22 protein-coding genes are annotated in these 22,311 nt (G+C 69.0%); 12 read left to right on the forward strand and 10 right to left on the reverse strand.

Going from position 1 to position 22,311, the window contains the following annotated elements; translation table 11 throughout:
• Positions 1-3 precede the first annotated feature (3 nt).
• The gene (locus tag VGC56_RS12880; RefSeq protein ID WP_464125415.1) at positions 4-552 is read right to left on the reverse strand and encodes a hypothetical protein; all 549 of its coding nucleotides are present in this window, start codon (positions 550-552) and stop codon (positions 4-6) included.
• 141 nt (positions 553-693) lie between these two features.
• Here VGC56_RS12880 and glmS point away from each other — a divergent pair, with 141 nt between their 5' ends.
• Both glmS and VGC56_RS12890 read left to right on the forward strand, forming a co-directional pair.
• Positions 694-2,520: a glutamine--fructose-6-phosphate transaminase (isomerizing) gene (gene glmS / locus VGC56_RS12885; protein WP_464125417.1), complete on the forward strand. Its 1,827-nt coding sequence runs from the start codon at positions 694-696 to the stop codon at positions 2,518-2,520.
• Between the two features lie 58 nt (positions 2,521-2,578).
• Positions 2,579-2,872, forward strand: a complete 294-nt coding sequence (locus tag VGC56_RS12890) for an excalibur calcium-binding domain-containing protein (RefSeq protein ID WP_464125419.1) — start codon at positions 2,579-2,581, stop codon at positions 2,870-2,872.
• Positions 2,873-2,923: 51 nt separating this feature from the next.
• Here the strand turns inward: VGC56_RS12890 and VGC56_RS12895 are convergent, their stop codons facing one another.
• Complete coding sequence (locus VGC56_RS12895; RefSeq protein WP_464125421.1) at positions 2,924-3,526, reverse strand: acetate uptake transporter; 603 nt, start codon at positions 3,524-3,526, stop codon at positions 2,924-2,926.
• Between the two features lie 74 nt (positions 3,527-3,600).
• On the reverse strand, positions 3,601-4,500 hold the full coding sequence (locus tag VGC56_RS12900; RefSeq protein ID WP_464125422.1) for a LysR family transcriptional regulator: 900 nt from the start codon (positions 4,498-4,500) through the stop codon (positions 3,601-3,603).
• A 117-nt stretch (positions 4,501-4,617) separates the two neighbouring features.
• Here VGC56_RS12900 and VGC56_RS12905 point away from each other — a divergent pair, with 117 nt between their 5' ends.
• Together VGC56_RS12905 and VGC56_RS12910 are read left to right on the forward strand one after the other, a co-directional pair.
• On the forward strand, positions 4,618-4,806 hold the full coding sequence (locus VGC56_RS12905; protein WP_464125424.1) for a hypothetical protein: 189 nt from the start codon (positions 4,618-4,620) through the stop codon (positions 4,804-4,806).
• A 64-nt stretch (positions 4,807-4,870) separates the two neighbouring features.
• Positions 4,871-6,676 carry an alpha/beta fold hydrolase gene (locus tag VGC56_RS12910; RefSeq protein WP_464125426.1) on the forward strand — a complete coding sequence of 602 codons (1,806 nt, stop codon included), beginning with the start codon at positions 4,871-4,873 and terminating at the stop codon, positions 6,674-6,676.
• 16 nt (positions 6,677-6,692) lie between these two features.
• Here VGC56_RS12910 and VGC56_RS12915 read toward each other — a convergent pair whose 3' ends face one another.
• Positions 6,693-8,303 (reverse strand): hypothetical protein, encoded by a 1,611-nt coding sequence (locus tag VGC56_RS12915; protein WP_464125428.1) that lies wholly within the window; start codon positions 8,301-8,303, stop codon positions 6,693-6,695.
• Between the two features lie 419 nt (positions 8,304-8,722).
• Positions 8,723-9,445 (reverse strand): class I SAM-dependent methyltransferase, encoded by a 723-nt coding sequence (locus VGC56_RS12920; protein ID WP_464125429.1) that lies wholly within the window; start codon positions 9,443-9,445, stop codon positions 8,723-8,725.
• Between the two features lie 100 nt (positions 9,446-9,545).
• On the opposite strand from VGC56_RS12920, the gene VGC56_RS12925 reads away from it, so the two are divergent.
• Together VGC56_RS12925 and VGC56_RS12930 are read left to right on the forward strand one after the other, a co-directional pair.
• Complete coding sequence (locus VGC56_RS12925) at positions 9,546-9,944, forward strand: GFA family protein (RefSeq protein ID WP_464125431.1); 399 nt, start codon at positions 9,546-9,548, stop codon at positions 9,942-9,944.
• Positions 9,945-9,977: 33 nt separating this feature from the next.
• A complete protein-coding gene (locus VGC56_RS12930) occupies positions 9,978-12,167 on the forward strand; it encodes an aminopeptidase N C-terminal domain-containing protein (protein WP_464125434.1) in 2,190 nt (729 codons plus the stop codon).
• Here the strand turns inward: VGC56_RS12930 and VGC56_RS12935 are convergent.
• Positions 12,146-12,838 carry a glutaminyl-peptide cyclotransferase gene (locus VGC56_RS12935; RefSeq protein WP_464125435.1) on the reverse strand — a complete coding sequence of 231 codons (693 nt, stop codon included), beginning with the start codon at positions 12,836-12,838 and terminating at the stop codon, positions 12,146-12,148. The two genes, VGC56_RS12930 and VGC56_RS12935, sit on opposite strands and share 22 nt — an antisense overlap.
• Before the next feature lie 70 nt (positions 12,839-12,908).
• On the opposite strand from VGC56_RS12935, the gene VGC56_RS12940 reads away from it, so the two are divergent.
• From VGC56_RS12940 to VGC56_RS12950, 3 genes are all read left to right on the forward strand, one after another.
• Entirely contained in the window at positions 12,909-14,873 is a 1,965-nt protein-coding gene (locus tag VGC56_RS12940) for a protein-L-isoaspartate(D-aspartate) O-methyltransferase (RefSeq protein WP_464125438.1), read from the forward strand.
• A 30-nt stretch (positions 14,874-14,903) separates the two neighbouring features.
• Positions 14,904-16,493 carry an alpha/beta hydrolase gene (locus tag VGC56_RS12945; protein WP_464125440.1) on the forward strand — a complete coding sequence of 530 codons (1,590 nt, stop codon included), beginning with the start codon at positions 14,904-14,906 and terminating at the stop codon, positions 16,491-16,493.
• Between the two features lie 87 nt (positions 16,494-16,580).
• A complete protein-coding gene (locus tag VGC56_RS12950) occupies positions 16,581-16,748 on the forward strand; it encodes a CsbD family protein (RefSeq protein ID WP_464125443.1) in 168 nt (55 codons plus the stop codon).
• 144 nt (positions 16,749-16,892) lie between these two features.
• Here VGC56_RS12950 and msrB read toward each other — a convergent pair whose 3' ends face one another.
• The 4 genes from msrB to VGC56_RS12970 all read right to left on the reverse strand — a co-directional run bounded on the left by msrB (position 16,893) and on the right by VGC56_RS12970 (position 20,518).
• The gene (msrB, locus tag VGC56_RS12955) at positions 16,893-17,354 is read right to left on the reverse strand and encodes a peptide-methionine (R)-S-oxide reductase MsrB (RefSeq protein ID WP_464125445.1); all 462 of its coding nucleotides are present in this window, start codon (positions 17,352-17,354) and stop codon (positions 16,893-16,895) included.
• A 71-nt stretch (positions 17,355-17,425) separates the two neighbouring features.
• Positions 17,426-18,121 carry an RNA polymerase sigma factor gene (locus VGC56_RS12960; RefSeq protein ID WP_464125447.1) on the reverse strand — a complete coding sequence of 232 codons (696 nt, stop codon included), beginning with the start codon at positions 18,119-18,121 and terminating at the stop codon, positions 17,426-17,428.
• A 15-nt stretch (positions 18,122-18,136) separates the two neighbouring features.
• The gene (gene folE / locus VGC56_RS12965) at positions 18,137-18,775 is read right to left on the reverse strand and encodes a GTP cyclohydrolase I FolE (protein WP_464125457.1); all 639 of its coding nucleotides are present in this window, start codon (positions 18,773-18,775) and stop codon (positions 18,137-18,139) included.
• An 81-nt stretch (positions 18,776-18,856) separates the two neighbouring features.
• On the reverse strand, positions 18,857-20,518 hold the full coding sequence (locus VGC56_RS12970; protein WP_464125450.1) for a thiamine pyrophosphate-binding protein: 1,662 nt from the start codon (positions 20,516-20,518) through the stop codon (positions 18,857-18,859).
• A 104-nt stretch (positions 20,519-20,622) separates the two neighbouring features.
• On the opposite strand from VGC56_RS12970, the gene VGC56_RS12975 reads away from it, so the two are divergent.
• The 3 genes from VGC56_RS12975 to VGC56_RS12985 all read left to right on the forward strand — a co-directional run.
• Positions 20,623-20,922 (forward strand): SCP2 sterol-binding domain-containing protein, encoded by a 300-nt coding sequence (locus VGC56_RS12975; RefSeq protein ID WP_464125452.1) that lies wholly within the window; start codon positions 20,623-20,625, stop codon positions 20,920-20,922.
• Between the two features lie 114 nt (positions 20,923-21,036).
• The gene (locus VGC56_RS12980; RefSeq protein ID WP_464125454.1) at positions 21,037-21,744 is read left to right on the forward strand and encodes a CoA transferase subunit A; all 708 of its coding nucleotides are present in this window, start codon (positions 21,037-21,039) and stop codon (positions 21,742-21,744) included.
• On the forward strand, positions 21,744-22,311 hold a 568-nt coding region (locus VGC56_RS12985; RefSeq protein ID WP_464125455.1), incomplete at its 3' end, for a 3-oxoacid CoA-transferase subunit B. The genes VGC56_RS12980 and VGC56_RS12985, both read left to right, overlap by 1 nt.

Raw genomic sequence — 22,311 nt, forward strand, 5'->3', positions numbered from 1 at the left:
CCTTCATTTCTTGGCCTTGTGCGCGGCGCAGGCGAGCCAGGCCTTGCGGGCGAAATCCGGGAGGCCGCCCATCGCCTCGGTCTGGAGCAACGTGTCCAGGGCCGGCGACCTCGCATTGGGCTTGTCCTTGAGGATGGCGCGATACACCTTGAGCGCGCCCTGCACGCCGGCCAGCTGTTGCGCGGCAAGGTCGGTGGCGCTCTTCGGATGCTCGATCTGGAATGCGGCCATCGAAAACATGTCCTGGACGACGATCTCGGGTGCGTAGCGGTATTTGGACTGCACGAGCCCCCCGAGCGGCTCCGAACATATCTCCACGGCAATGTCGGGCACATTGGTGAGCCACTCTATCGCCCAGGCGCGGTCGTCCTTGAGGGCCGGGTCGAGCGGAGTCTGTTCGAGCTTGTGGGCGAGCGAGACGAGGCGCTGGCGGTCGGCGGGCGATGACGGCGTCTCAGTGGCCGACGCCGGCGCCGGTGCGCAGACGAAGCTCCCAGCCAGCGCCAGCGCAGCAATCGACCTCGCCGCGGCTTTCAGCTTGTTGTTCGACATTGATAGCCCTCCCCACGTGGCGGAGTGTGGCGCGCGGGGCGGGCGGGCGCAAGCCGCATGGAGCGGCACCCGCGCCCCACTGGCACGCCGGCGCGAAGCGCTCTAGAGCCGGCGCAAATTCAAGCGTGAAGTGAGCGGGATATGTGCGGGATTGTCGGGATTATCGGGCGCGAGCCGGTGGCGGAGCGGCTGCTGCAGGGGCTGCGGCGCCTCGAATATCGCGGTTACGATTCGGCGGGGATCTGCACGATCGTCGACGGCAAGCTCGAACGGCGGCGGGCCGAAGGGAAGCTCGACAATCTGGCGCGCGAGCTTGCCGGACATCCGCTCTCCGGCACCGTCGGCATCGCCCACACGCGCTGGGCGACCCACGGCGCGCCGACGCTGGGGAATGCGCACCCACACATCGTCGACGGGGTGGCGCTCGTCCATAACGGCATCATCGAGAATTTCCGGCCCTTGCGCGAAGAGATGATCGCCGAAGGCCGGACGTTCGAGAGCGAGACCGACAGCGAGGTCGTCGCCCACCTCGTCGACCATCAATTGAAGCAGGGCAAGGCGCCGCAGGACGCGGTCGCGGCCGTGCTGCCGCGGCTCCATGGGGCGTTCGCCATCACCATCCTGTTCCGCGATTATCCCGATCTGCTGATCGGTGCGCGGATGGGGGCGCCGCTGACCGTCGGCTATGGCGAGGGCGAGACCTATCTCGGCTCCGACGCGCTGGCGCTGGCCGGGCTGACGCAGAAGATCGCTTACCTCGAGGAAGGGGATTGGGCGATCGTCAGCCGCGACGGTGCCTCGCTCTTCAACCGCGCCAACGAGCCGGTGGAGCGGCCGATCGTCCACTCTGGCGCGTCGGCGGCGCGGATCGAGAAGGGCAATCACCGCCACTTCATGCAGAAGGAGATTTTCGAGCAGCCGATCGTCGTCGCGCAGACGCTGCAATCCTATCTCCGCCCCTTCGAGCAGAAGGTCGCGCTGCCGGACATCGACTGGTCGTTCGCCGACGTACCGCGCATCACCATCGTCGCCTGCGGCACCTCTTATTATGCCGGCATGGTCGCGAAATACTGGTTCGAGCAGTTCGCGCGGGTGCCCGTCGAACTCGATATCGCGTCGGAATTCCGATACCGCGAGCCGGTGCTGGAGCCGGGCGGGCTCGCCCTCTTCATCTCGCAGTCCGGCGAAACGGCGGACACGCTGGCGGCGCTCAGGCACGCCCGCTCGGAAGGGCAGCGGATCGCGGTGGTGGTGAACGTGCCGACTTCGTCGATGGCGCGCGAGGCGGATTTGCTGCTGCCGACCCATGCCGGGCCGGAGATCGGGGTGGCGTCGACCAAGGCCTTCACCTGCCAGCTCGCCGTGCTCGCCGCGCTCGCCGCCAAGGTCGCGCGCGACAAGGGGCGGCTCACCGAAGCGGAGGAGCGCGAGATCGTCGAGCACCTCTCCGAGGCGCCGGCGGCGATGAACGCGGCGCTCGACCATGACGAGGAAATCCAGCGCATCGCGCCGTTCATCGCCCGGGCCCGCGACGTCCTCTATCTCGGCCGCGGGATCGATTATCCGATGGCGCTCGAGGGCGCGCTGAAGCTGAAGGAGATCAGCTACATCCACGCCGAGGGCTATGCCGCCGGCGAGATGAAGCACGGGCCGATCGCGCTCATCGACGACAATGTGCCGGTGATCGTGCTGGCGCCGTCGGGGCCTTTGTTCGAGAAGACCATCTCCAACATGCACGAAGTCCAGGCGCGGGGCGGGCGGGTTCTGCTCATCTCCGACGCCGAGGGGCTGGCGGCGGCGACCGACGACCGGCTCGTCGCGAGCCTCGAAATGCCAAAGGTCCACCCGCTGATCGCGCCGCTCGTCTATGCGATCCCGGTCCAGCTCCTCGCCTATCACGTCGCGGTGGCGAAGGGGACGGACGTCGACCAGCCGAGGAACCTCGCCAAGAGCGTGACCGTGGAGTGACGAAAGCCGCCGCGGCGGGTTAACTTCGCGGTGACACGGCCGGTCTATCCTGCCGCCGGTGGAAAAGAGCTTTCCCTTGCTGCTGGCCGCCGGGGCCGCGGCCGCATTCGTCGCGGCCTGGCAGTCGACTGCGCCGCCGCGGGCCGGCGGACCTACCGGCGTGCGCGTCGCATCGGACGCCGGGGCCGGAGCAGCGCCCGAGCGATCGCGAATCGAGGCTTCCGTCTATTATTCCGGGTGCAACGCGGCGCGCGCCGCGGGCGCGGCCCCCATCTACGCGGGCCAGCCCGGCTATCGCCCCGAAATGGACGGAGACGGGGACGGAATCGCCTGCGAGCCGCGGCGCCGCTAGTGCCTGACCCAGCCGCCGGCGGGCTGGAAGAATACCGCGCCCCGCGGTTCATCAGCCGGAGACGAAGGGCACCTCGCCGAGCGGAACGACGTTGCGCCCCCAGGTGGCGTTGGTGACGATGCCGAAGCTGCCATAGACCGCCATCAGGCCGGTCAGCAGGCCCAGCCAACCGCCGGCGCGGGCGAGGGCCGGCGCGCCGAGCACCGGCGCAAGGCCGAGCAGCGCAAAGGTGATCCAGAGCGCCAGGAAGATCAGGAACAGGATCTTGGGCAGCCGGAAGGTGCCGATCCACAGGTACAAAGTGAGGAGGCCCCAGAGGAGCAAAGCGACGCCGACCGTCGGGCCGGCCTGGCTGATGTCGATCACGCCCGCCTTGGCGAAGATGAGCAGGAAGGCGAACCACCACCAGAAGGCGCCGTAGGAGAGGAAGGCGGTCATGCCGAACGTATTGCCGACCCGGAATTCCATCATCCCCGCGATGATCTGGATCAGCCCGCCATAAGCCAGCGCCATGGGAATGACGACGCCTTCGCCGCCCGCGGGAAGCACCCCCGCGTTGATCAGGCTGAGGAGGATGGTGGTGAGGCCGAAGCCGACCAGGCCGAGGGCGGCGGGATTGGCGGGCGCCACCGGCGCGGCGTCGATGTCAGGCATGTCTCTCTCCCCTTGTTTTGCCGCGGAGGCTGGCCGGGCCGGCGGAGGGTGTCAAGGCGCGGGGTAACGGAGCGTCAGCCCAGCTTGAACAGCGCCCTCTCCGCGTCGACCGCTTCCCGGATAAACCGGACGACCGCCTTCACCCGCGCCAGTTCCGCGAGGTCCTGGTGGACGATGAGCCACAGGCTCCGGGTCAGCGTCACGTGATCCGGGAGGATGCGGACGAGGCGCGGATCCCCGGCGGCGAGGAAGGCGGGGAGGACGCACAGGCCGGCGCCGGCGAGGGTGGCGCGCAGCTGGGCGACGAGGTTCGAGCTTTCGAGCGCGGTGCAGCCTTCCGGCGCGACCTGGCGGATGAAGTCGAGCTCGGGAAAGTGGAGCAAATCCTCGATATAGGTGACGAAGCGATGGCCCTTGAGGTCGGCCGCCGCGGCGATCTGCGCGCGCGGCGCGAGATAGGCGGGGGCGGCGTAGAGGCCGAGATCGTAGTCGATCAGGCGGCTGACGGTGAGCCGCCCGTCCTGCGGGCGCGAGACGGAGACGAGGATGTCGGCATCCCGCTTCGAGAGGCTGAACAGGGAGGACGCCGCGACGAGCTGGACGCGCAGCTGCGGGAAGGTTTCGGTGAGGGTGGCAATGCGCGGCGCGAGGAACCAGCTGCCGAAGCCCTCCGGCGAGCCGATCCGCACCACCCCCTCGACGCTGGCCGCGGTGCCGCCGACGGCTTCGCCCGCGCCGATGGCGAGCCGCTCCATCTCCTCGGCCATCGGGAGCAGGCGGGCACCGTCGTCGGTGAGGGTATAGCCGGTCGGGCTGCGGTCGAAGAGCTTGGCCTTGAGGCCGTGCTCCAGCCCGGCAATGCGGCGCGACAAGGTGGAATGGTCGAGCCCGAGGCGGGCGGCGGCGGCGGTCAGCCGGCCCGTCCGCGCAACGGCGAGGAAGGCGCGAAGGTCGTTCCAGTCGAAATCGGCCATCGGTACCTCCCCCGGAGGGGTATGCGAAAATCCGCACAACGGTTCCGGCATCTTGCCCGTGGCACCGCGCCCTTGCTTATGCGAGGGAAGCTTACCCCGTTTCAAGAGGAAGAGATCATGTTCACGGCTGAGGCGGCCGCGACCGGCGCCGAGATCGACCTGATTGCTGCGCCGCAAAATGCGGATTTCCGCACGCCGGCCGACCCGCAGGCGGGCTGGGCCGCTCGCAACGCCGACCGGGCGATGCTCTTCCTCTACGTCACCCCCCGCGACTGCGGCGCGCTCGAGGAGCTGATGGCGCTGTAAGCGCCTCGCGTCGGCCGGGCCTTTGCCGGGGTGACGCGCTCTTGCGAAGTGCTAAGGGGCGAGAATGACCGACAGCCCTGCCAATCCCGTCTTCAAGCTCCCCGAGAGCATTCCGAGCCCGTCCGAACTGGCCGACGCCTGGGGCCAGATCGTCGCCAACGCGATCCGCCTCGGCGGCAGCGCTGTGGAGCGGGCGGCCGATCCGCATGTGCCGCAGGCCTATGATCCCGCCGCGCCGGCGCGCGCCTTCGGCGTCTTCGCGGGACACCTCTTCACCCACCCGCACGAGATGATGCGCGCCCAGCAGAAGGCGGCGGCGGACTGGATGACATTGTGGGGCCAGGCGGCGGCGCGGCTGGCGGGGGCGAAGCCGGCCCCGGCCGCCGAGCCGGAGCGCGGCGACCGGCGCTTCAAGGACCCCGCATGGTCGCAGGAGCCGGTGTTCGACTATCTCAAGCAGGCCTATCTGCTCACCGCCCGCCGCGCGATGGAGCTCGTCGAAGGTTCGGACCTAGACGAGGCGACGCGCACCAAGGTCGAGTTCTTCACCCAGCAATATCTCAACGCGCTGTCGCCGGCGAACTTCGCCTTCACCAACCCGGAGGCGATCCGCAAGGCGATCGACACCGGCTCGCTAAGCCTTTTGACCGGCCTCGCCAACCTCCTCGCCGACGCGGCCGAGGACGGCGGCATGGTGCGGCGGCGCTCGGCCGACGATTTCGAGCTCGGCGTCAACATCGCAGCGACCCCCGGCTCAATCGTCTACCAGAACGCCGTGATGCAGCTCATCCAATACGCGCCGGCGACGGAGCAGGTGTGGAAGCGGCCGATCCTCTACGTGCCGCCGCTGGTGAACAAATATTACCTCCTCGACCTGCAGCCCAAGTCGAGCCTGATCCGCTGGCTGGTGGAGCAGGGCCACACCGTCTTCGTCGTCTCGTGGATCAATCCCGGCGCCGAGCTGGCGGACATGGGCCTCGCCGATTACATCAAGCTCGGCCCCGTCGCCGCCCTCGATGCGATCGAGCAGGCGACCGGCGAGCGGGAGGTCGACATGTTCGGCTTCTGCATGGGGGGAACCCTGGTCGGCATCGCGCTCGCCTACCTCGCGGCGAAGGGGCAGGGGGACCGCGTCGCCTCCGCGACGACCATCGGCACATTGTTCGATTTCTCGCAGCTCGGCACCTGGGCGACCTTCACCGAGCCCGAGCAGCTGCGCGCGATGGAGCGCCACCTCCTCCACAAGGGCTTCATGGCCGCGCAGGACCTGCAGGCTTTGTTCTCGGCGGTGCGGGCGAACGACCTCATCTGGTCGTCGGTCGTGAACCACTACCTCCTCGACCAGGAGGCGCCGCCCTCGGACATCCTCTACTGGTTCGCCGACGGCGCCCACATTCCGCGCGCCTTCCTCCTGGGCTGGGCCCACGACGTGCTGCGCGACAATGCGCTGACGCGGCCGGGGGCACTGGTGGTGGACGGCGTGCCGATCGACCTCGGGGCCGTGAAGACGCCGCTCACCGCGATCAGCCTCAAGGACGACCACGTCTCCGCCTGGAACGCCACCTACGGAAGCGCCAGGCTGTTCGGCGGCCCGGTGCGCTTCCTCCTCGGCGGCAGCGGCCACAATGCCGGCGTCATCAACCCGCCGAGTGCCAACAAGCACGGGTTTTGGGTGAACGACGCCCTCCCCGACACGGCCGAGCAATGGCTGGAAGGCGCCGACAAGCGCGAGGGCAGCTGGTGGCCCTGGTGGCAGACTCTGCTGTCCGACGGCGGCAAGGCGCCGAAGGTGCCGGCGCGCACTCCCGGCGACGGCAAGCTCACGGTGATCGAGCCGGCGCCGGGGAGTTACGTGCGCAACCGCGGCTGAGGCCGCCGGCGCTCCCTCAGAAGAGCGGCTTCAGGTCCGTGTAGATGTGGCTGACCAGCACGCTGTTGGTGCCGTGGCAGGAGAAACAGTTCGAGCTTGGTGTTGGCGGATTCGAAAACGGGTTCGCTTGGACGAAGGTCTCGATTGTCGCGTTGGCGAGATGGTTAGTGCCGACCTGGTTGTTGTTGCCCGGTGCTTGGCCGCCGGCCGTCCACGTCGTTCCGAGCTGAAAGTACTTGGCGCGGACGTCGCCGCCGATCAGCTGCGCGATAACGCTGGCATTCGCGCCGATCACCTGCGTGTTCGTCCCGGGGCTGTTTCCCGGCATGCCCCACGGGTTGGTGCGCAGGACCGGCGTCGGTGCCACCGGCGAGCCGTTCGGGACGCCCTTGATCTTGCCGGTCGGTTCGTCCCAGTGGGCGTGGGAGACGTTGAACGGCTGGCCTGCGCCGCTGGGGGTGAACATCCAGGCGCCGACGGTGTTTTGCGGAACCGTCTTGGTGACGTTGCCGGTCGCTGTGTAAGTGTAGGAGGCGTTCGGGGCGTTGCCGAGATGCTCAAACGTGCCCCAGATCATCTCACCGTGGCCGTTGGCGCTGCCGACGACATGGAAGCCGACCATCACCAGCGTCACGGTCTGGTGGCCCCCGTCCGGAACCCATTCGCTCGCGACGGACTTGTTGAAAGTCGGGACCACCGCCTGGACCTGGATGTAGTCGGCCGGATTGGAGACTGCGCTCGCCTGAATCCAGCTGCTCTTGCTTTCCACGGCGAGCGCATCCGGGTCCTGAATGGTGAAGCCGTGCGCGCTCGCGAACGAGACGACGGCGGCGGCGTCGGTGGAGGTCAGCGGGAAATTGAGGCTCCCGGGGTTGGGGATGTCCAACGGCTGCATCGTCCGGTGGTAGGCGTAGACGTCGTTGACGACCGTGATGTAGTAGATCAGCGATCCATTCTGCGAGAGGAGCACGCCGAAATCGGCCTGCCCCGGCTCCACGTCGATGACGTTACCGGCGTTGTCGAGGAAGATCGGAACTCCGTGGAACACGAACTTGCGGGCCTGGATCGCGTCCTTGACGGCAGCGACGGGGAGGACGGGAACACGCTTGCCCTCGAGCTGGAGGAAGGTCCGTTGCATCTCCGGCAGCTGGAGCCGCCGCACCGGGAGGATCTTGCCTGCGAGGTCGAGGAACTGGAGGCTGCCGGCAGGCCCGGTACGGACATCGGCGATCCGCGCCGTCTGCCCCGACTGGAGGCGCACGACCGGGGGGACCGGGCGCGACGGATCGGACTTCTGGACCTCGATCACCTGGCCGGTCCGGGAGAACAGCGCCGGCCGCATGTGCGGGCCGAGCTCGGTCGCGCGCAGGAACATGCGCAGCGGTTGCCCGGCCTCGTTCCTGAGGAACGTGCGGCGGCCGTCGGCGCCGGCGGGGGTCACCGTGAAGAATTGAGGCGAGAACATCACGCGTGATCCGCCGCCGTAACGCCGCGGCGCCGGCGAAGTCATCCACAGGAACATTTGTTCGGACCAGTCGAAGAACGGGCAGAAATTCAGCGGGAAAGCCGTAGTAGAGTTGGCGGGTTTGACCACGCCGTTGAGCTTAACAACGCCGCCCTCGAACATCGCGGCAAAATTTCCGGAGGAGATCTGGCAATTACCAGGTGCTGGATCGGTCGGCACGCTTTGCGCCTGACCGGCGTTTGACAATCCAAAGGCAGCCGCCGCGGTGACGCAAGCTGTAGCGAGAAGATAGCGGGTGAATGACATAGTCGATCTCCCCTTCAGAGCGACTGATGATCGTGAGCCGAACATAGGTTATTTTTAAAGTATCGCCAAGCCCCGTCGAGTTTAGATGACGCAACTGGAGAAGATCGACCCGGTGCAATGTCTTAGCTGCCACGCGACCCGGGGCGGCCGCCGGCGTGCGGGCCGGCCGTCGCGGCGCACGGACGCGCAGAGGCGGTCCCGGCGCCCGAGTCGAGCCCCGTCGGAAGCGCTGGGAGGGGCGCCCGTCCCGGCCGGTCAGCAGGCGCGGAGCGGCGCTATTTGGGCTTCCTGAAGCGGTAGACGAACTGGTCGGTCTTGCCGCGGATGCCGGTTTCGATGACGCGCTGGCTGTGGTCGTCGGCAGCGTGGCGCAGCAGCGGGCTCTCGCCGTCGAACTTGAAGCCGGCGCTCTCCACCTCGCGGCGCACGGTCGCGCCTTCGATGCGGTGCAGGGTCGAGGTGACGGTGGCGCCGACGCCCTTGCCCGCTTCATGGTCGACGATGAAATAGGTGCCGCCCGGCTTCAGCGCCTTGAAAGCCGCCTGATTGTAGAAAGCCGCGCCGTCGCTGTCGCCGACCTTCACGTTCTTGAAGTCGTGATAGTTGAGCGTCGTCCAGACGATGTCGACCGGCTCCGGCGCGCCGATCGTGCCGGGCGGGGAGACGGCGATCTTCACGTTCGGGTGCGCGTCGGCGATCGCCTGGAGGGCGGGCGAGGCCTGGCGGGCGATCGCGTAGACGACTCCCTTGGGGCCGACGGCGCCGCTCAGGAGGCGGGTGAAATAGCCGCCGCCCGGGGCAAGTTCCGCAATCTTGTCGCCCGCCTTGACGCCGGCGAACGCCATCACTTCGGCCGGCTTACGGTCGGCGTCGCGGACCTTGTCGGCGTCCGGCCGGTCGGGGGCGGCGAGGACGGACGCAAAGTTGATCTTCGGCGCCGCGACGGCCGCGCAGGCGATTGCCGCCACACCCATTCCCACCAGCAATTTCGTCCGCATACCTGCCTCCCGAATACATTCCGCTGCCGTTATGCACGGTACGGGGCGGCGCGTCACGCGGGGGCTTTGCCGGCGGCGCGCGCTCTGCCACCAAGGGGCGATGAGCGATTTCGTGACCGTGACCGGCGGCTGCCATTGCAAGGCGGTACGCTTCGAGGCCGATGTGGCGCCCGGGGTGGCGCTGCTCGACTGCAATTGCTCGATCTGCGCCGCCACCGGCTTCCTGCACCTGATCGTGCCGCATGCGGATTTCAGGCTGCTGTCGGGGCGGGAGGCCCTGACCAGTTACCGGTTCGGCACCGGCGCCGCCGAGCACCTCTTCTGCTCGGTCTGCGGGATCAAGAGCTTCTACCAGCCGCGCTCGCACCCGGAGGCGTGGAGCGTCAATTTCAAGGCGCTGGACGACGTGTCCGCGCTCAGCGCCACCGTCACCCCCTTCGACGGCCGTCACTGGGATGCGGCGAAGGCGGCGCTCAACGGCGCCTCCGGGCCTGCCTGAGCGGTGGCGGTCCGGCCTGCCGCGCCTGCGCCCGTGCGTCGCGCCGATTGGTCGCCGCCGGCGTGGCTGGTCCCGGAGATCGCGCTCGATATCGACCTCGATCCGCTGCGCACCCGCATCCGTGCCCGGCTCCGCGTGCGGCGCAACGGCGCGCATTCGGCGCCGCTGCGGCTCGACGGCGAGGGGCTGAAGCTGCTCTCGGTCAGCGTCGACGGCAAGGCTGCTGCGCACAAGCTGGAGCGGACCGGCCTCACCATCCGTCTCGCCGCGGATGAGGCCGTCGTCGAGACTTTGGTCGAGTGCGCCCCGGCGGCCGACGGGGTGCAGAGCGGCCTCTTCGCCTGCGCGGAGCTGCTCGCCACGCATTGCGAGCCGCAGGGCTTTCGCCGCATCACCTTCTTCGCCGATCGGCCGGACATCCTCAGCCGCTACAGCGTGAAGCTGACCGCCGACCGTATCCGTTTTCCGGTGCTCCTCTCCAACGGCAACCCAGCCGGTGCGGGCGAGCTTGACGACGGGCGGCATTGGACGGCGTGGGAGGATCCCTGGCCCAAGCCCTGCTATCTGTTCGCGCTCCTCGCGGGCCGCCTCACCGCACGGCGCGGCGCCTTCACCACCCGCTCGGGAAGGCCCGTCGAGGTCGCCTGCTGGGCGACGAAGGCCGACCATGAAGGCACTAGCGACGCGCTTGCCGTTCTCATCGAGGCGATGGCGTGGGACGAGCTGGCCTATGGCCGCCAATATGATCTCGATGTCCTGAACCTCGCAATCGTCCCGGGATTCCGTTCGGGCGCGATGGAGAATAAGGGGCTGCTCTTCTTCGACCAGGCGATCCTCGTCGATCCCGACGTGGCGACGGACGGCGCGCGCGAGATCGTCGCCATGCTGGTAGGCCACGAATATCTCCACAATTGGTCGGGCAACCGGGTCACCATCCGCGAGTGGTTCGATCTCGGCTGGAAGGAGGGCTTCACCGTCTTTCGCGACCAGGCGTTCCAGGCGTCGCGCGGTTCGGCGGCGGCGCGGCGGATCGACGACGTGCGCGTGCTCGGCGCCGGGAATGCGCAGGGCGGGGCGCCCGTGCGGCCGTCGCTCTACACGGAGATCGGCGCGCTCTTCAGCCGCGCTACCTACACCAAGGCGGCGGAGGTCGTGCGCATGGTCGAGGCTAGGCTCGGCGCGGAGGGTTTCCGCCGAGCGGCGAGCGGCTTCTTCGACCGTTTCGACGGAAGCGCGGTCACTTGGGACGATTTCCTGGGCGCGATGGCGGAGCACGGGGACCTGGCGGGAATAGACCGTTGGCTGGACGCGGTGGAGATGCCGCCGCTGCTCCCCGCGCTGCCGGAGGATTGCGACGCCCTCGCCCGCGTTGCCGGTGGAGAGGGCGATGCCCTCGAGCGGTGGCACGCCATGCAGACGCTGATGGCGATGGCGGTGCTGGGGCAGGCGGACCGGTCGCTGGTCGTCGACGCGGTTGGGAGCGCGGTCGCCGACGAGGACCGGGCGCTCATCGCGCGGCTGGTCGACCTGCCGCACTGGAGCGAGGTCGCCGCGCGGATGCGGCCGTTCGACCCGGGCGCCGTGCAGTCGGGGCTCGCCCGCCTTCGCCGCACGCTCGGCGAGGGGCTGGAAGTGACGTGGCGGACGGTCCAGGCGGCCCCAGCGCGGGATGCTGGCGCAAGGGCGCTGCGCAACCTGGCACTCGATTATCTCGTCTCGGGAGGAGCGGCGGGTGCCGGCGCGCTGGCTCTGGCGCAGCTGGAAAGCGGGCCGACCATGACCGAGCGGGAGGGCGCGCTGCGGGCGCTCGCCCATAGCGATCTTCCCGAACGGGCCGAGGCGCTCGCCGCTTTTCACGCGGCGTGGCGGGCGCATCCTGCCGCGCTCGACACATGGTTTGCGGCGCAGGCCCTGTCGCGGCGCGCGACGGCGCTCGACGAGGCGCGGCGGCTGCTCGCCCATCCGGACTTCAGCCTGTCCCGGGGGCCGCGCATGGGTGCGCTGCTGGGCGGCGTCGGCGCGAACTTGGGGGCGCTGCACCATCCGTCCGGCCTCGGCTACCGCTTCCTCGCCGACGCCGCCCTCGCCGTCGCGCGCGGCAACCGGGAGGCGGCGCTCCGCATCGCCGCGCCGCTCCTGTCGGCGCCGGAGCTGGATCCGCACCGCGCCGCTCTGCTCGCGGCACAGGCGGCGCGGCTGCGTCAGTCGATGGCGATCTCGTAAAGCCACGGCCAGTTCTTGCCGGTGACGAACAGGCGCGCGCCCTCCTCGTCCCAGGCAAGGCCGTTCGCGACCTTCTCCGGATCGCCCCCGCCGCATTCGGCGACCAGCGGCGCAAGATCGATCCAGCCGCGTACGATCCCTGTGGCGGGATCGATCCGCGCCACGGCGGGGAGGGTGAGGACGTTGGCGAGAATCCCCCCCCGGCGCCAGGCCAGCGCGTTGAGCCATGGGAGGGGGCGCCCGCCCGCGGTGACGGGAAGCCGCCGCCGCACCGCCATCGTCGCGGGATCGAGGAAGCGCAGCACGGGCGTCCCGTCGCTGAGGATCAGGCTGTGCTCGTTCGAGGCGAGGCCCCAGCCTTCGCCCTCGAAGGTGAAGCGGCCCGTTTCCGCAAGCGTTTCCGCATCCCACCTCAAGCCCTGCCCACCCTGATAGGTGACCCCGACGACCTCGTCGTTCCACGGGGCGATGCCTTCGCCGAACATGTCGCGGGGGAATTTGGCGCTGCGCAGCACCTTGCCGTCCTCGAGGCGGACGTGGCGGACGGTGGAGCGGCCGACGAGACCGGTGCTTTCGAACAGCAACCCGCTGCGCCAGAACAGCCCCTGCGTGAAAGCCTTCGGGTCGTGGGGATAGCGGGCGACGACCGCGCAGGGCTGAACCGGAAGCATGGTGGCGGGATGGCCGCATCGCGCCCGCCCCGCAAGCGGAACGGCGGCCCCGCCGGCAGGTTAAGGTCGCATGGCCGGTTTCGCCGCCCTGCGCGAGGAGATGGTCGCGCGCCAGCTGAAGGCGCGGGGCATAAGCGACCGGCGCCTGCTCGCCGCCTTCCGCGCCGTCCCGCGCGAGCTGTTCGTGCCGGAGGCGGCGCGCGACTTCGCCTATGAGGACGCGCCGCTGCCGATCGAGGCGGGGCAGACCGTGTCGCAGCCCTACATTGTCGCGCTGATGATCGCGGCGGCGGAGGTCGGGCCGGGCGAGCGGGTGCTCGAGATCGGCGGCGGCTCGGGCTACGCGGCGGCTATATTGGGCCACATCGCCGAGGAGGTTGTCTCGGTCGAGCGGCATCCGCAGCTCGCCGCTTTGGCGCGGGAGCGGCTGGCGGCGCTCGGCTGCACCAACGTCCGAATCGTCGAGGGGGACGGCAGCGCCGGGGTGGCGGGGGAGGCGCCGTTTGAGGCGATCCTCGTCGCCGCCAGCGGCCGCCACGTGCCGAAGCCGCTCCTCGCCCAGCTCGCCGTCGGCGGCATCCTCGTCATGCCGGTCGGCGAACCCGACACCGTCCAGAAGCTCATCAAGGTGACCCGCATGTCCGAAACAGAAACCAAAGAAGAAGATCTGGGCCCGGTCCGCTTCGTGCCGCTGATCGGGAAGGAGGGGTGGAGCGACAAGGCCGAGGCGCCAAGGCCGCTGCCAGACCTGATCGCCGCCGCAGCCGAGCCGCTGCCGGACCTTGCCGACTCCGGCTTCGGCGCCCTCTTCGACCGCTTCGCAGACGCGCGGGTGGTGCTGCTCGGCGAGGCGAGCCACGGCACGTCCGAATTCTACCGCGCCCGCGCGGCGATTACGCGGCGGCTGATCGACGCGCATGGCTTCAATATCGTCGCCGTGGAGGCCGACTGGCCCGATGCGGCGTCGGTGGACCGCTACGTGCGCCACCGCGGCAAGCGGGAGGGCGAGGATGCGGCGTTCGAGCGTTTCCCGACCTGGATGTGGCGCAACGAGGAGGTCGACGCCTTCATCCGCTGGATGCGCCGGCACAACAAGGCGCAGCCCTATGAGGCGATGGCCGGCTTTTACGGGCTCGACCTCTACAATCTCGGCGGCTCGATCCGCGCCGTCGTGGATTTCCTGGAGCAGGCGGATCCCGAGGCGGCGCGGGTGGCGCGGCGGCACTACGGCTGCCTTGAGCCGTGGAGCGACGATCCCGCCGCCTATGGCCGCATCGCGCTCAGCGAGGGCTATGGCCGCTGCGAGGCGGGCGCCGTCCAGATGCTGAAGGAGCTGATGGAGCGCCGCATGGACTGCATGAGCGAGGAATGCGACGAGTGGCTCGACGCGGCCGGCAACGCCCGTCTCATCGCCGACGCCGAGCGCTACTACCGGGTGATGTACCACGGCTCCGCAGAGAGCTGGAATCTGCGCGACACCCACATGTTCGAGACCTTGTGCCAGATCCTCGACGCGAAGGGCCCTGACGCGAAGGCCGTCGTCTGGGCGCATAACAGCCATATCGGCAACGCCCGCTTCACCGAAATGGGCGAAGTGCGCAAAGAGTTGAACATCGGCCAGCTCGCCAAGGACAGGTTCGGCGACGAGGCGCGGCTGATCGGCTTCGGCACCCACACGGGCACGGTGGCCGCCGCCGACGATTGGGACAAGCCGATGGAGGTGATGAAGGTGCGGCCATCACTCCCCGACAGCCATGAGCGCATGTGCCACGACAGCGGCGTGCCGCGCTTCCTCCTCGACCTGCGCGAGGGGGTGCTTAGCCCGGAATTGGGAGAGGCGCTGAGGACGCCCCGGCTGGAGCGCTTCATCGGCGTCATCTACCGCCCCGCGACCGAGCGCTGGAGCCATTATTCCGAGGCGACGCTGCCGAGGCAGTTCGACGCCTACGTCTGGTTCGATGAGACGGAGGCGGTGACGCCGCTCCCGGGCGAGCAGCGGCCGGGTGACGACGAGACCTATCCGTTCGGGCTCTAGCGGGCCTTGCTCCGCGGGGACGGAGCGGCGATGGTCGCCCCCGAAACGATCGGGAGGGACGGGATGCGGGTTGCCTTCATGTTGGCGGCGGCGGCAACGCTCGCCTACGCGCCCGCGCTCGCGGAGCCGGTCACCATTCCCGTCACCGTCGCACCCACCATCGCCGGACCGGTGTCGGGGCGGGTGATCGTGTTCGCGCAGAAGACGCAGCCGGATGCGAAGCCGGTCGAGGCAGTCGACAGCTCCCCCTTCTCCCCCACGGACACCGCGGTGGCCGCGCGCGAAGTGGCGTCCCTTTCGCCGGGGGATGTGGCGACCGTCGACGCCGATACGGATACCTATCCGGCGGCCTTTTCGAAGCTCGCGCCGGGCCTCTATCGCTTTCAGGCGGTGCTCGACCGCAACCACGACTATAATTATGGCGGCCGCGGCGCCGGCGACATCGTCTCGCCGGTCGTCGAGGCGCGGCTTCCGGGCCCGCTGCCGACGCTGGTGCTGCGGGACGTGGTTCCCGAGAGCGACCCTGCCGCCAGTTTCGCAAGGCTCCCGGAGGCGGAGCGGGCGCCAGCGCTCGCCGCCTGGCAGGCCGCCCAGCCGGTCGATTTCGTCAGCCCGAAGCTCAGCGCCTTCTGGGGCCGGCCGGTCCACATGCGCGGCTGGGTCGCCCTTCCGCCGGGCTACGATCCGCGCGGCCGCGCCACCTATCCCACCGCCTACCTGACCGGCGGCTTCGGCAGCACCGCCGCCAGCGCGCGCTTCGCGGCGGGCCGGATGATCCGGCGCATGGCGGCGGGCAAGATGCCGCCGATGCTCTGGGTGGTGCTGGACGAGAGCTCCCCCACCGGCACCCACGAATTCGCCGACTCGGTCAACAACGGCCCCTGGGGCGAGGCGCTGACCAGCGAGCTCATCCCGTCGCTCGAAAAGAGCTACCGGATGGACGCGCGCAGCAGCGGTCGCTTTCTCAACGGCCATTCCTCGGGCGGCTGGGCGACTTTGTGGCTGCAGACGCGCTACCCGAAATTGTTCGGCGGCACCTGGTCCACGTCGCCCGATCCCAGTGACTTCCACGATTTCACCGGCATCGACATCTACGCGCCTGGCGCAAACGCTTATGTCGATGCCGCCGGAAAGCCGATCCCGCTGGTGCGCGACCAGGGGCGTGAGATCGCCAGCCTTCGCGAGTTCGGGAAGCTGGAGGCGGTGCTCGGGGCGTACGGCGGCCAGTTCGCGTCGTTCGACTGGGTGTTCTCGCCCAAGGGTCCGGACGGACGGCCGGTGCCGCTGTTCGACCGGACGACGGGCGCGGTCGATCCCGCCGTGGCGGCCTATTGGCGCGATCATTACGACATCGCCTACCGCATCAGGCGCGACTGGCCGGTGCTGAAGCCGGACCTCGACGGCAAGATCCACATCCTCGTCGGCACGGCGGATACCTTCCATCTGGACGGCCCGGCGCACCGGCTCAAGGCGGTGCTCGACGGGCTCGGCGCCCGCTCCAGCTTCGAGTTCCTGCCGGGCCGCAGCCATTTCGACGTCTATCAGGCGAATGGCGACCCCGGCGGCCTCTACGATCGGATCGCCGCCGAGATGTACGCCGTGGCGCGGCCGAATCGCTGACGGAACCGCCGCACGCGCTCCCGGGTTCTTGACCGAGGTTAACCGGGCCCGCTGGTGCGGTCCGGGCCGAGTAAGAGGTATGCCATCATGGGCGAGATCACCGACCGGCTGAAGGGCAACGTCAACAAGGCCGTGGGCGAGGCGAAGCAGAACAGCTCAGACCCCGCCGTCCGCGACGAGGGCGACGCCCAGAAATTGAAGGGCACCGGCCAGGACATCAAGGGCAAGGTCAAAGGCATCATCAACGGGCTGTGAGGCCCGACCTCCCGCCTGAATCCCTCCCCTCCCGGATTTCCGGGAGGGGCTGGGGGTGGGCCTTTCTGAATTCGTGCAACGCGCAGGCGCCGCAAGAGCCCACCCTCGATCACTCCCCGATCCGGGAGGAGAGGGGGCTCGCCCCTACCCCTCAGTCCGCTGCGGAATGTCCGCGCCCTCGGCGAAGAATTCCATCGACGCCGAGTTGAGGCAGTAGCGCAGGCCGGTCGGCGGCGGGCCGTCCGGGAAGACGTGGCCCAAGTGCCCGTCGCAGCGCGCGCAGCGTATCTCCGTGCGCACCATCCCCCAGCTGCGGTCGGAAATCTCGCGGATATGGTCGGGGTCGAACGGCCGGGTGAAGCTCGGCCAGCCGGTGCCGCTCTCGAACTTTCCCTCCGAACGGAACAGCGGCAGGCCGCACAGCCGGCAGGCGTAGACGCCGTCGGTTTTGGTGTTGAGCAAGGTGCCGCAGAACGCCCGTTCGGTGCCATGGTCGAGGATGACCTGCCGCTCCTCCGGCGTCAGCGCCTGCGCGTAATCGTCGCGGCGCGCCTCGCTCAGCGGAATGATGTCGTAGCCCGAGCGGGATGTGGTGGCAGTCGTCATGCGCGTCTCCTCGTGACGTGCATGTAGTGCGCCTCGCGCCGCCTCAACAGGGGCGCCTCAACAGGCGCGCCTCAACAGGGGCTGGGCTGCCATGCCGCCAGCACGGCTTCCGTCATCGCCGCGCAATCCGCGCCGGCGAATGGGAAGGTGCCGGTCAGCGCCGCCTTCAAATCCGGCGCGAGCGCGTCCTGGAGCCGGCGGCGGGCGCGCAGGTGCCGCGTCTTGACGGTGGCGGGGAGAAGGGAGAGCGCTTCGGCTGTCTCCTCGACGCTGAGGCCCTCGACCTCACGCAGCACGAAGACGTGGCGGAAGCCATCGGGGAGGGCGGCGACGGCCTGTTCTAAGAGGGCGCGGATCTGCTCGCGCGCGAGGGCGGCGTCCGGCGCCGCGGCGGAGGTCGAGCCGCGCATCAGCTTCTCCCGATATTCGTCGAGGTGGACGATTGAGCCGGCGTCGAGCCGGGCGCGGCGGCGCTTCTCGGCGCGGGCGCGGCCCAATGCCTCGTTGATGACGATCCGCGTCAGCCAGGTGGACAAAGCGGAGCGGCCCTCGAAGGTCGCGATGGCGGCGAAGGCGCGCAGATAGCCGGCCTGCACCGCATCCTCGGCTTCGTCGCGGTTTTTGAGGATCGACCAGGCGGCCCGGAACAGGCGCTGGTTGTTGCGCTCGGTGACGAGGCGGACGGCGGCGCGGTCGCCGGCGGCGATGCGACGGGCGAGTTCGGCGTCGGGGAGCCCGGCGAGGTCGAGGAGGGCGGTGGCGGCCATGGCTTTCCTTTCAGGCTAGCGGCAGCCGCCGAGCGATTCCAGCAGCTCGCGGCGCAACGCCGGGTCGTCGCGGAAGTCGCCGAGCCAGCATTTCGTCACCATCGAGACGCCGTGCTGGTTGACGCCGCGGGTCGACATACAGCCGTGGCTGGCTTCGATCACCACCGCGACGCCGCGGGCGCCGAGCGTCTCGTAGAGGGTGGTGGCGATCTGCCGCGTCAGCCGCTCCTGGAGCTGCAGGCGACGGGCATAGGCCTCAACGAGGCGCGACAGCTTCGAGATGCCGACGACGCGGTCGGCCGGGCGGTAGGCGACATGCGCCTTGCCGACGATGGGGGCGAGATGGTGCTCGCAGGTTGAGACGAGCGGGATGTCGCGCAGCAGCACCGTCTCGTCATAGCCTTCCGCCTCGCCGAATGTGCGCTCCAGCAGGCGGGCGGGGTCGATCGCGTAGCCGGAGAACCACTCGCGGTAAGCCCGCGCGACCCGGGCGGGTGTGTCGATCACGCCGGCGCGATCCGGATCGTCCCCGGCCGCGGCGATCAGCGTCCGTACCGCCCGCTCGATCTCCGTCTGTCCTGGTCGCCGTGGCGGCGCCGTGAACTCCTCGAGGGCAGCTTCCGCTGCGTCGAAACCCAATGCGCAATCGTACAGCTCCACATCCGCCTCCCGCTGGTGACCGGGATTGGATGCCGGCGCCGCGGAGGCGTTCCCGTTCCAGTTGGGACGAGCCTCTTATCCCCGCGCGCGCTCCCTGAGGCGGGTGATGGTGGTGGCGTTGCTGATCTGCTCGATGTCGGTCTTGAGGTGGAGGAGGCGGACGCCGCTTGTCGCGAGGGCGCGGTCGAGGGCGGGGGCGAAGGCTTCGGTGGTCTCGACCGTCTCGGCCCACGCGCCGTAGGCGCGGGCGAGGGCGGCGAAATCGGGGTTCGCCAGGTCGGTGCCGGAAACCCGCTCGGGATAGTCCCGTTCCTGGTGCATGCGGATGGTGCCGTAGCTGCCATTGTCGATGACGAGGACCAGCATGTCGGCGCCCGCGCCGATTGCGGTGGCGAGCTCCTGGCCGTTCATCAGGAAATCGCCGTCGCCTGCCGGGACGAGCACCGAGCGGCCCGGGTGGCGCAGCGCTGCGGCGACTCCAGCGGGGACGCCGTAGCCCATTGAGCCGTTGGTGGGCGCGAGCTGGGTCGGAAAGGGTCCGTAGCGCCAATAGCGGTGGAACCAGCCGGAGAAATTGCCGGCGCCGTTGCAGACGATGGTGTCGGCCGGAAGCTTCTCGCGCAAAGCGGCGACGCAGAGCCCGAGGTCGAGCGTGGCACCGCTGGGCTGGGGCTGGGACCATGCGAGCCACTCTGCATGGGCTTCCGCGCCGGACGAGAAGGAGAGCACCTCGTCCTCCCAGATCGAGAGCAATTCGGCGAACTCGCGCATGTCGGCGCAGATCGGCAGGCAGGTCTTGTAGACGCGGTTCAGTTCGTTCGGATCGGGGTGGACGTGGACGAGTGTCTGATCGGGATGGTCCGGCGTGACGAGGGTGTAGCCGTCGGTGGTCGCCTCGCCGAGGCGCGGGCCGACGACGAGGAGGAGGTCCGCGTCCCGGATGCGCTGGACGAGCTTTGGATTGGGGCCGTAGCCGAGATTGCCGGCATAGATCGGGCTGGCGCTGGGGATGGCGTCCTGGCGGCGGAAGGCGCAGGCGACGGGGAGGCCGACCCGTTCGGCGAACTCTGCGAAATGGTGCGAGGCGGCCGCGTCCCAGCCCGCGCCGCCGACGAGGGCGACGGGGGCGCAAGCGTTCTTGAGGAGATCGACCAGCGTGGCGACGGCGATCGGGTCCGGCGTCTGCACCGGCGGCGCGACGCGGGGGCGGTCGAGCGCTTCGACCTCGTCGCGGAGCATGTCCTCGGGCAGCGCCAGCACCACCGGCCCCGGCCGCCCCGCCATCGCCGTCGCATAGGCGCGGGCGACATATTCGGGGATGCGCGCGGCGTCGTCGATCCGCGCCGCCCATTTGGCGAGCGGGCGGAACATGGCGGCGAAGTCGACCTCCTGGAAGCCTTCGCGGTCGCGGTCGCCGCGCGCGACGTCGCCGACGAACAGGATCATCGGCGTCGAATCCTGAAACGCGGCGTGGACGCCGATCGAGGCGTTGGTAGCCCCGGGCCCGCGGGTGACGAAGGCGATGCCCGGGCGGCCGGTGAGCTTGCCGTCCGCCTCGGCCATGTAGGCGACGCCGCCTTCCTGCCGGCAGACGACGAGGTCGATCGCCGGCGTGTCGTGGAGTGCGTCGAGGACGGCGAGGAAGCTCTCGCCCGGCACGGTGAAGATGCGGTCGCAGCCCTGCGCGAGCAAATTGTCGACAAGGATGCGGCCGCCGCTCCTGAGGTTCGCTGTCATGGCGCGAGCGCTAGCCGGGGCAGGTGCGGAAGGGAAGCGGGAGGCGCTTGACCTTACGTTCGCGTCAACTAGGGATGGAGCGAACCCCAGCGGGAGGATTTGACGTGACGAAGAGCGAAATGACCGCGGCCCTCAATGAAAAGCAGGCCTGGCTTCCCGGCAAGCGCGTGAAGATCGATTTCGGCGACGAGGGCGTGGTGATGCTCGACGGCGCCGCCGGCCACGCCAGCGAGGAAGACGGCCCCGCCGACACGACTATCAAGATCGCCTGGACCGACTGGGAAGCGCTCGCCTCCGGCCAATTGGACGGCATGACCGCCTTCATGCAGGGCAAGCTCCGCGTTGAAGGCGACATGTCCAACGCAATGCAACTCCAGGGAGTGTTCGCCAAGCTGCGCTCATAATTTCCTGCCTCCCCATGCTGCGGATGGGGAGGCACTACGGACTTGAACCGCAATTCAAGTTGACCCCGGCCTTCCCGCCCGCTTATCGGCGGCGGGACGATACGGGAGCTTCGCGTGAAGAAAATCTATCCCGATGCCGCAGCTGCGCTGGACGGGCTGCTGTTCGACGGCATGACCATCTGCGCCGGCGGCTTTGGCCTGTGCGGCATACCGGAGCGGCTGATCGACGCGATCCGAGAGTCGGGGGTCAAGGACCTCACATTCGTCTCGAACAATGCCGGCATCGACAATGAGGGCCTCGGCAAGCTGCTGAGGACCCGCCAGATCCGCAAGATGATCTCCTCCTATGTGGGCGAGAACAAGGAGTTCGAGCGGCAATATCTCGCCGGCGAGCTCGAGGTCGAATTCTGCCCGCAGGGGACGCTCGCCGAGCGCTGCCGGGCGGGCGGCGCCGGCATCCCCGGCTTCTACACCAAGACCGGCGTCGGCACCCAGGTCGCCGAGGGCAAGGAGCATAAGGATTTCGACGGCGACACCTACATTCTCGAGCGCGGAATCCGCGCCGATCTCTCGGTCATCAAGGGCTGGCGGGCCGACGAGGCCGGCAACCTCGTCTTTCGCAGAACGGCGCGCAACTTCAACCAGCCGATGGCCACCGCCGGCCGCGTCTGCGTCGCCGAAGTGGAGGAGATCGTCCCCGTCGGCAGCCTGAACCCCGACGGCATCCACCTCCCCTCGATCTACGTGAAGCGGATGATCGACGGCGCGCCCTACGACAAGAAGATCGAATTCCGCACCGTGCGGCAGCGGGAGGCGGCATAATGGCTTGGGATCGTAACCAGATGGCCGCCCGCGCCGCGCAGGAGTTGCGCGACGGCTATTATGTCAATCTCGGCATCGGCATCCCGACTTTGGTCGCGAACAACATCCCGGCGGGGATGGAGGTGACGCTGCAGTCGGAGAACGGCATGCTCGGCATCGGCCCGTTTCCCTATGAGGACGAGGTCGATCCGGACCTCATCAACGCCGGCAAGCAGACGATCTCCGAGCTCGCCTCATCCTCCTATTTCGGCTCCGAGCAGAGCTTCGCGATGATCCGCGGCGGGCATATCGACCTGACCGTGCTCGGGGCGATGGAGGTGTCGCAGGACGGCGACATCGCCAACTGGATGATCCCGGGCAAGATGGTGAAGGGGATGGGCGGCGCGATGGATCTCGTCGCCGGGGTCAAGAAGATCATCGTGGTGATGGAGCACACCTCCAAGAATGGCGACCCGAAGTTCATCCCCGCCTGCACCTTGCCGCTCACCGGCAAGAATGTGGTCGACATGATCGTCACCGACCTCTGCGTCTTCCAGCGGCCCGATCATGGTTCGCCTTTCAGACTGG

The organism is Allosphingosinicella sp., assembly GCF_036403745.1.
GTDB lineage: Bacteria > Pseudomonadota > Alphaproteobacteria > Sphingomonadales > Sphingomonadaceae > Allosphingosinicella.

What these genes read in the sequence shown, in the direction of transcription:
- VGC56_RS12950 (WP_464125443.1), top strand. Translation starts at nt 16,581, where the DNA reads ATGGGCGAGATCACCGACCGGCTGAAGGGCAACGTCAACAAGGCCGTG.
- glmS (WP_464125417.1), top strand. Translation starts at nt 694, where the DNA reads ATGTGCGGGATTGTCGGGATTATCGGGCGCGAGCCGGTGGCGGAGCGG.
- VGC56_RS12940 (WP_464125438.1), top strand. Translation starts at nt 12,909, where the DNA reads ATGGCCGGTTTCGCCGCCCTGCGCGAGGAGATGGTCGCGCGCCAGCTG.
- VGC56_RS12920 (WP_464125429.1), bottom strand. Translation starts at nt 9,445, where the DNA reads ATGCGGACGAAATTGCTGGTGGGAATGGGTGTGGCGGCAATCGCCTGC.
- VGC56_RS12895 (WP_464125421.1), bottom strand. Translation starts at nt 3,526, where the DNA reads ATGCCTGACATCGACGCCGCGCCGGTGGCGCCCGCCAATCCCGCCGCC.
- VGC56_RS12905 (WP_464125424.1), top strand. Translation starts at nt 4,618, where the DNA reads ATGTTCACGGCTGAGGCGGCCGCGACCGGCGCCGAGATCGACCTGATT.
- VGC56_RS12935 (WP_464125435.1), bottom strand. Translation starts at nt 12,838, where the DNA reads ATGCTTCCGGTTCAGCCCTGCGCGGTCGTCGCCCGCTATCCCCACGAC.
- VGC56_RS12900 (WP_464125422.1), bottom strand. Translation starts at nt 4,500, where the DNA reads ATGGCCGATTTCGACTGGAACGACCTTCGCGCCTTCCTCGCCGTTGCG.
- VGC56_RS12945 (WP_464125440.1), top strand. Translation starts at nt 14,904, where the DNA reads ATGGTCGCCCCCGAAACGATCGGGAGGGACGGGATGCGGGTTGCCTTC.
- VGC56_RS12910 (WP_464125426.1), top strand. Translation starts at nt 4,871, where the DNA reads ATGACCGACAGCCCTGCCAATCCCGTCTTCAAGCTCCCCGAGAGCATT.
- msrB (WP_464125445.1), bottom strand. Translation starts at nt 17,354, where the DNA reads ATGACGACTGCCACCACATCCCGCTCGGGCTACGACATCATTCCGCTG.
- VGC56_RS12925 (WP_464125431.1), top strand. Translation starts at nt 9,546, where the DNA reads ATGAGCGATTTCGTGACCGTGACCGGCGGCTGCCATTGCAAGGCGGTA.
- VGC56_RS12970 (WP_464125450.1), bottom strand. Translation starts at nt 20,518, where the DNA reads ATGACAGCGAACCTCAGGAGCGGCGGCCGCATCCTTGTCGACAATTTG.
- VGC56_RS12880 (WP_464125415.1), bottom strand. Translation starts at nt 552, where the DNA reads ATGTCGAACAACAAGCTGAAAGCCGCGGCGAGGTCGATTGCTGCGCTG.
- VGC56_RS12960 (WP_464125447.1), bottom strand. Translation starts at nt 18,121, where the DNA reads ATGGCCGCCACCGCCCTCCTCGACCTCGCCGGGCTCCCCGACGCCGAA.
- VGC56_RS12915 (WP_464125428.1), bottom strand. Translation starts at nt 8,303, where the DNA reads ATGTTCGAGGGCGGCGTTGTTAAGCTCAACGGCGTGGTCAAACCCGCC.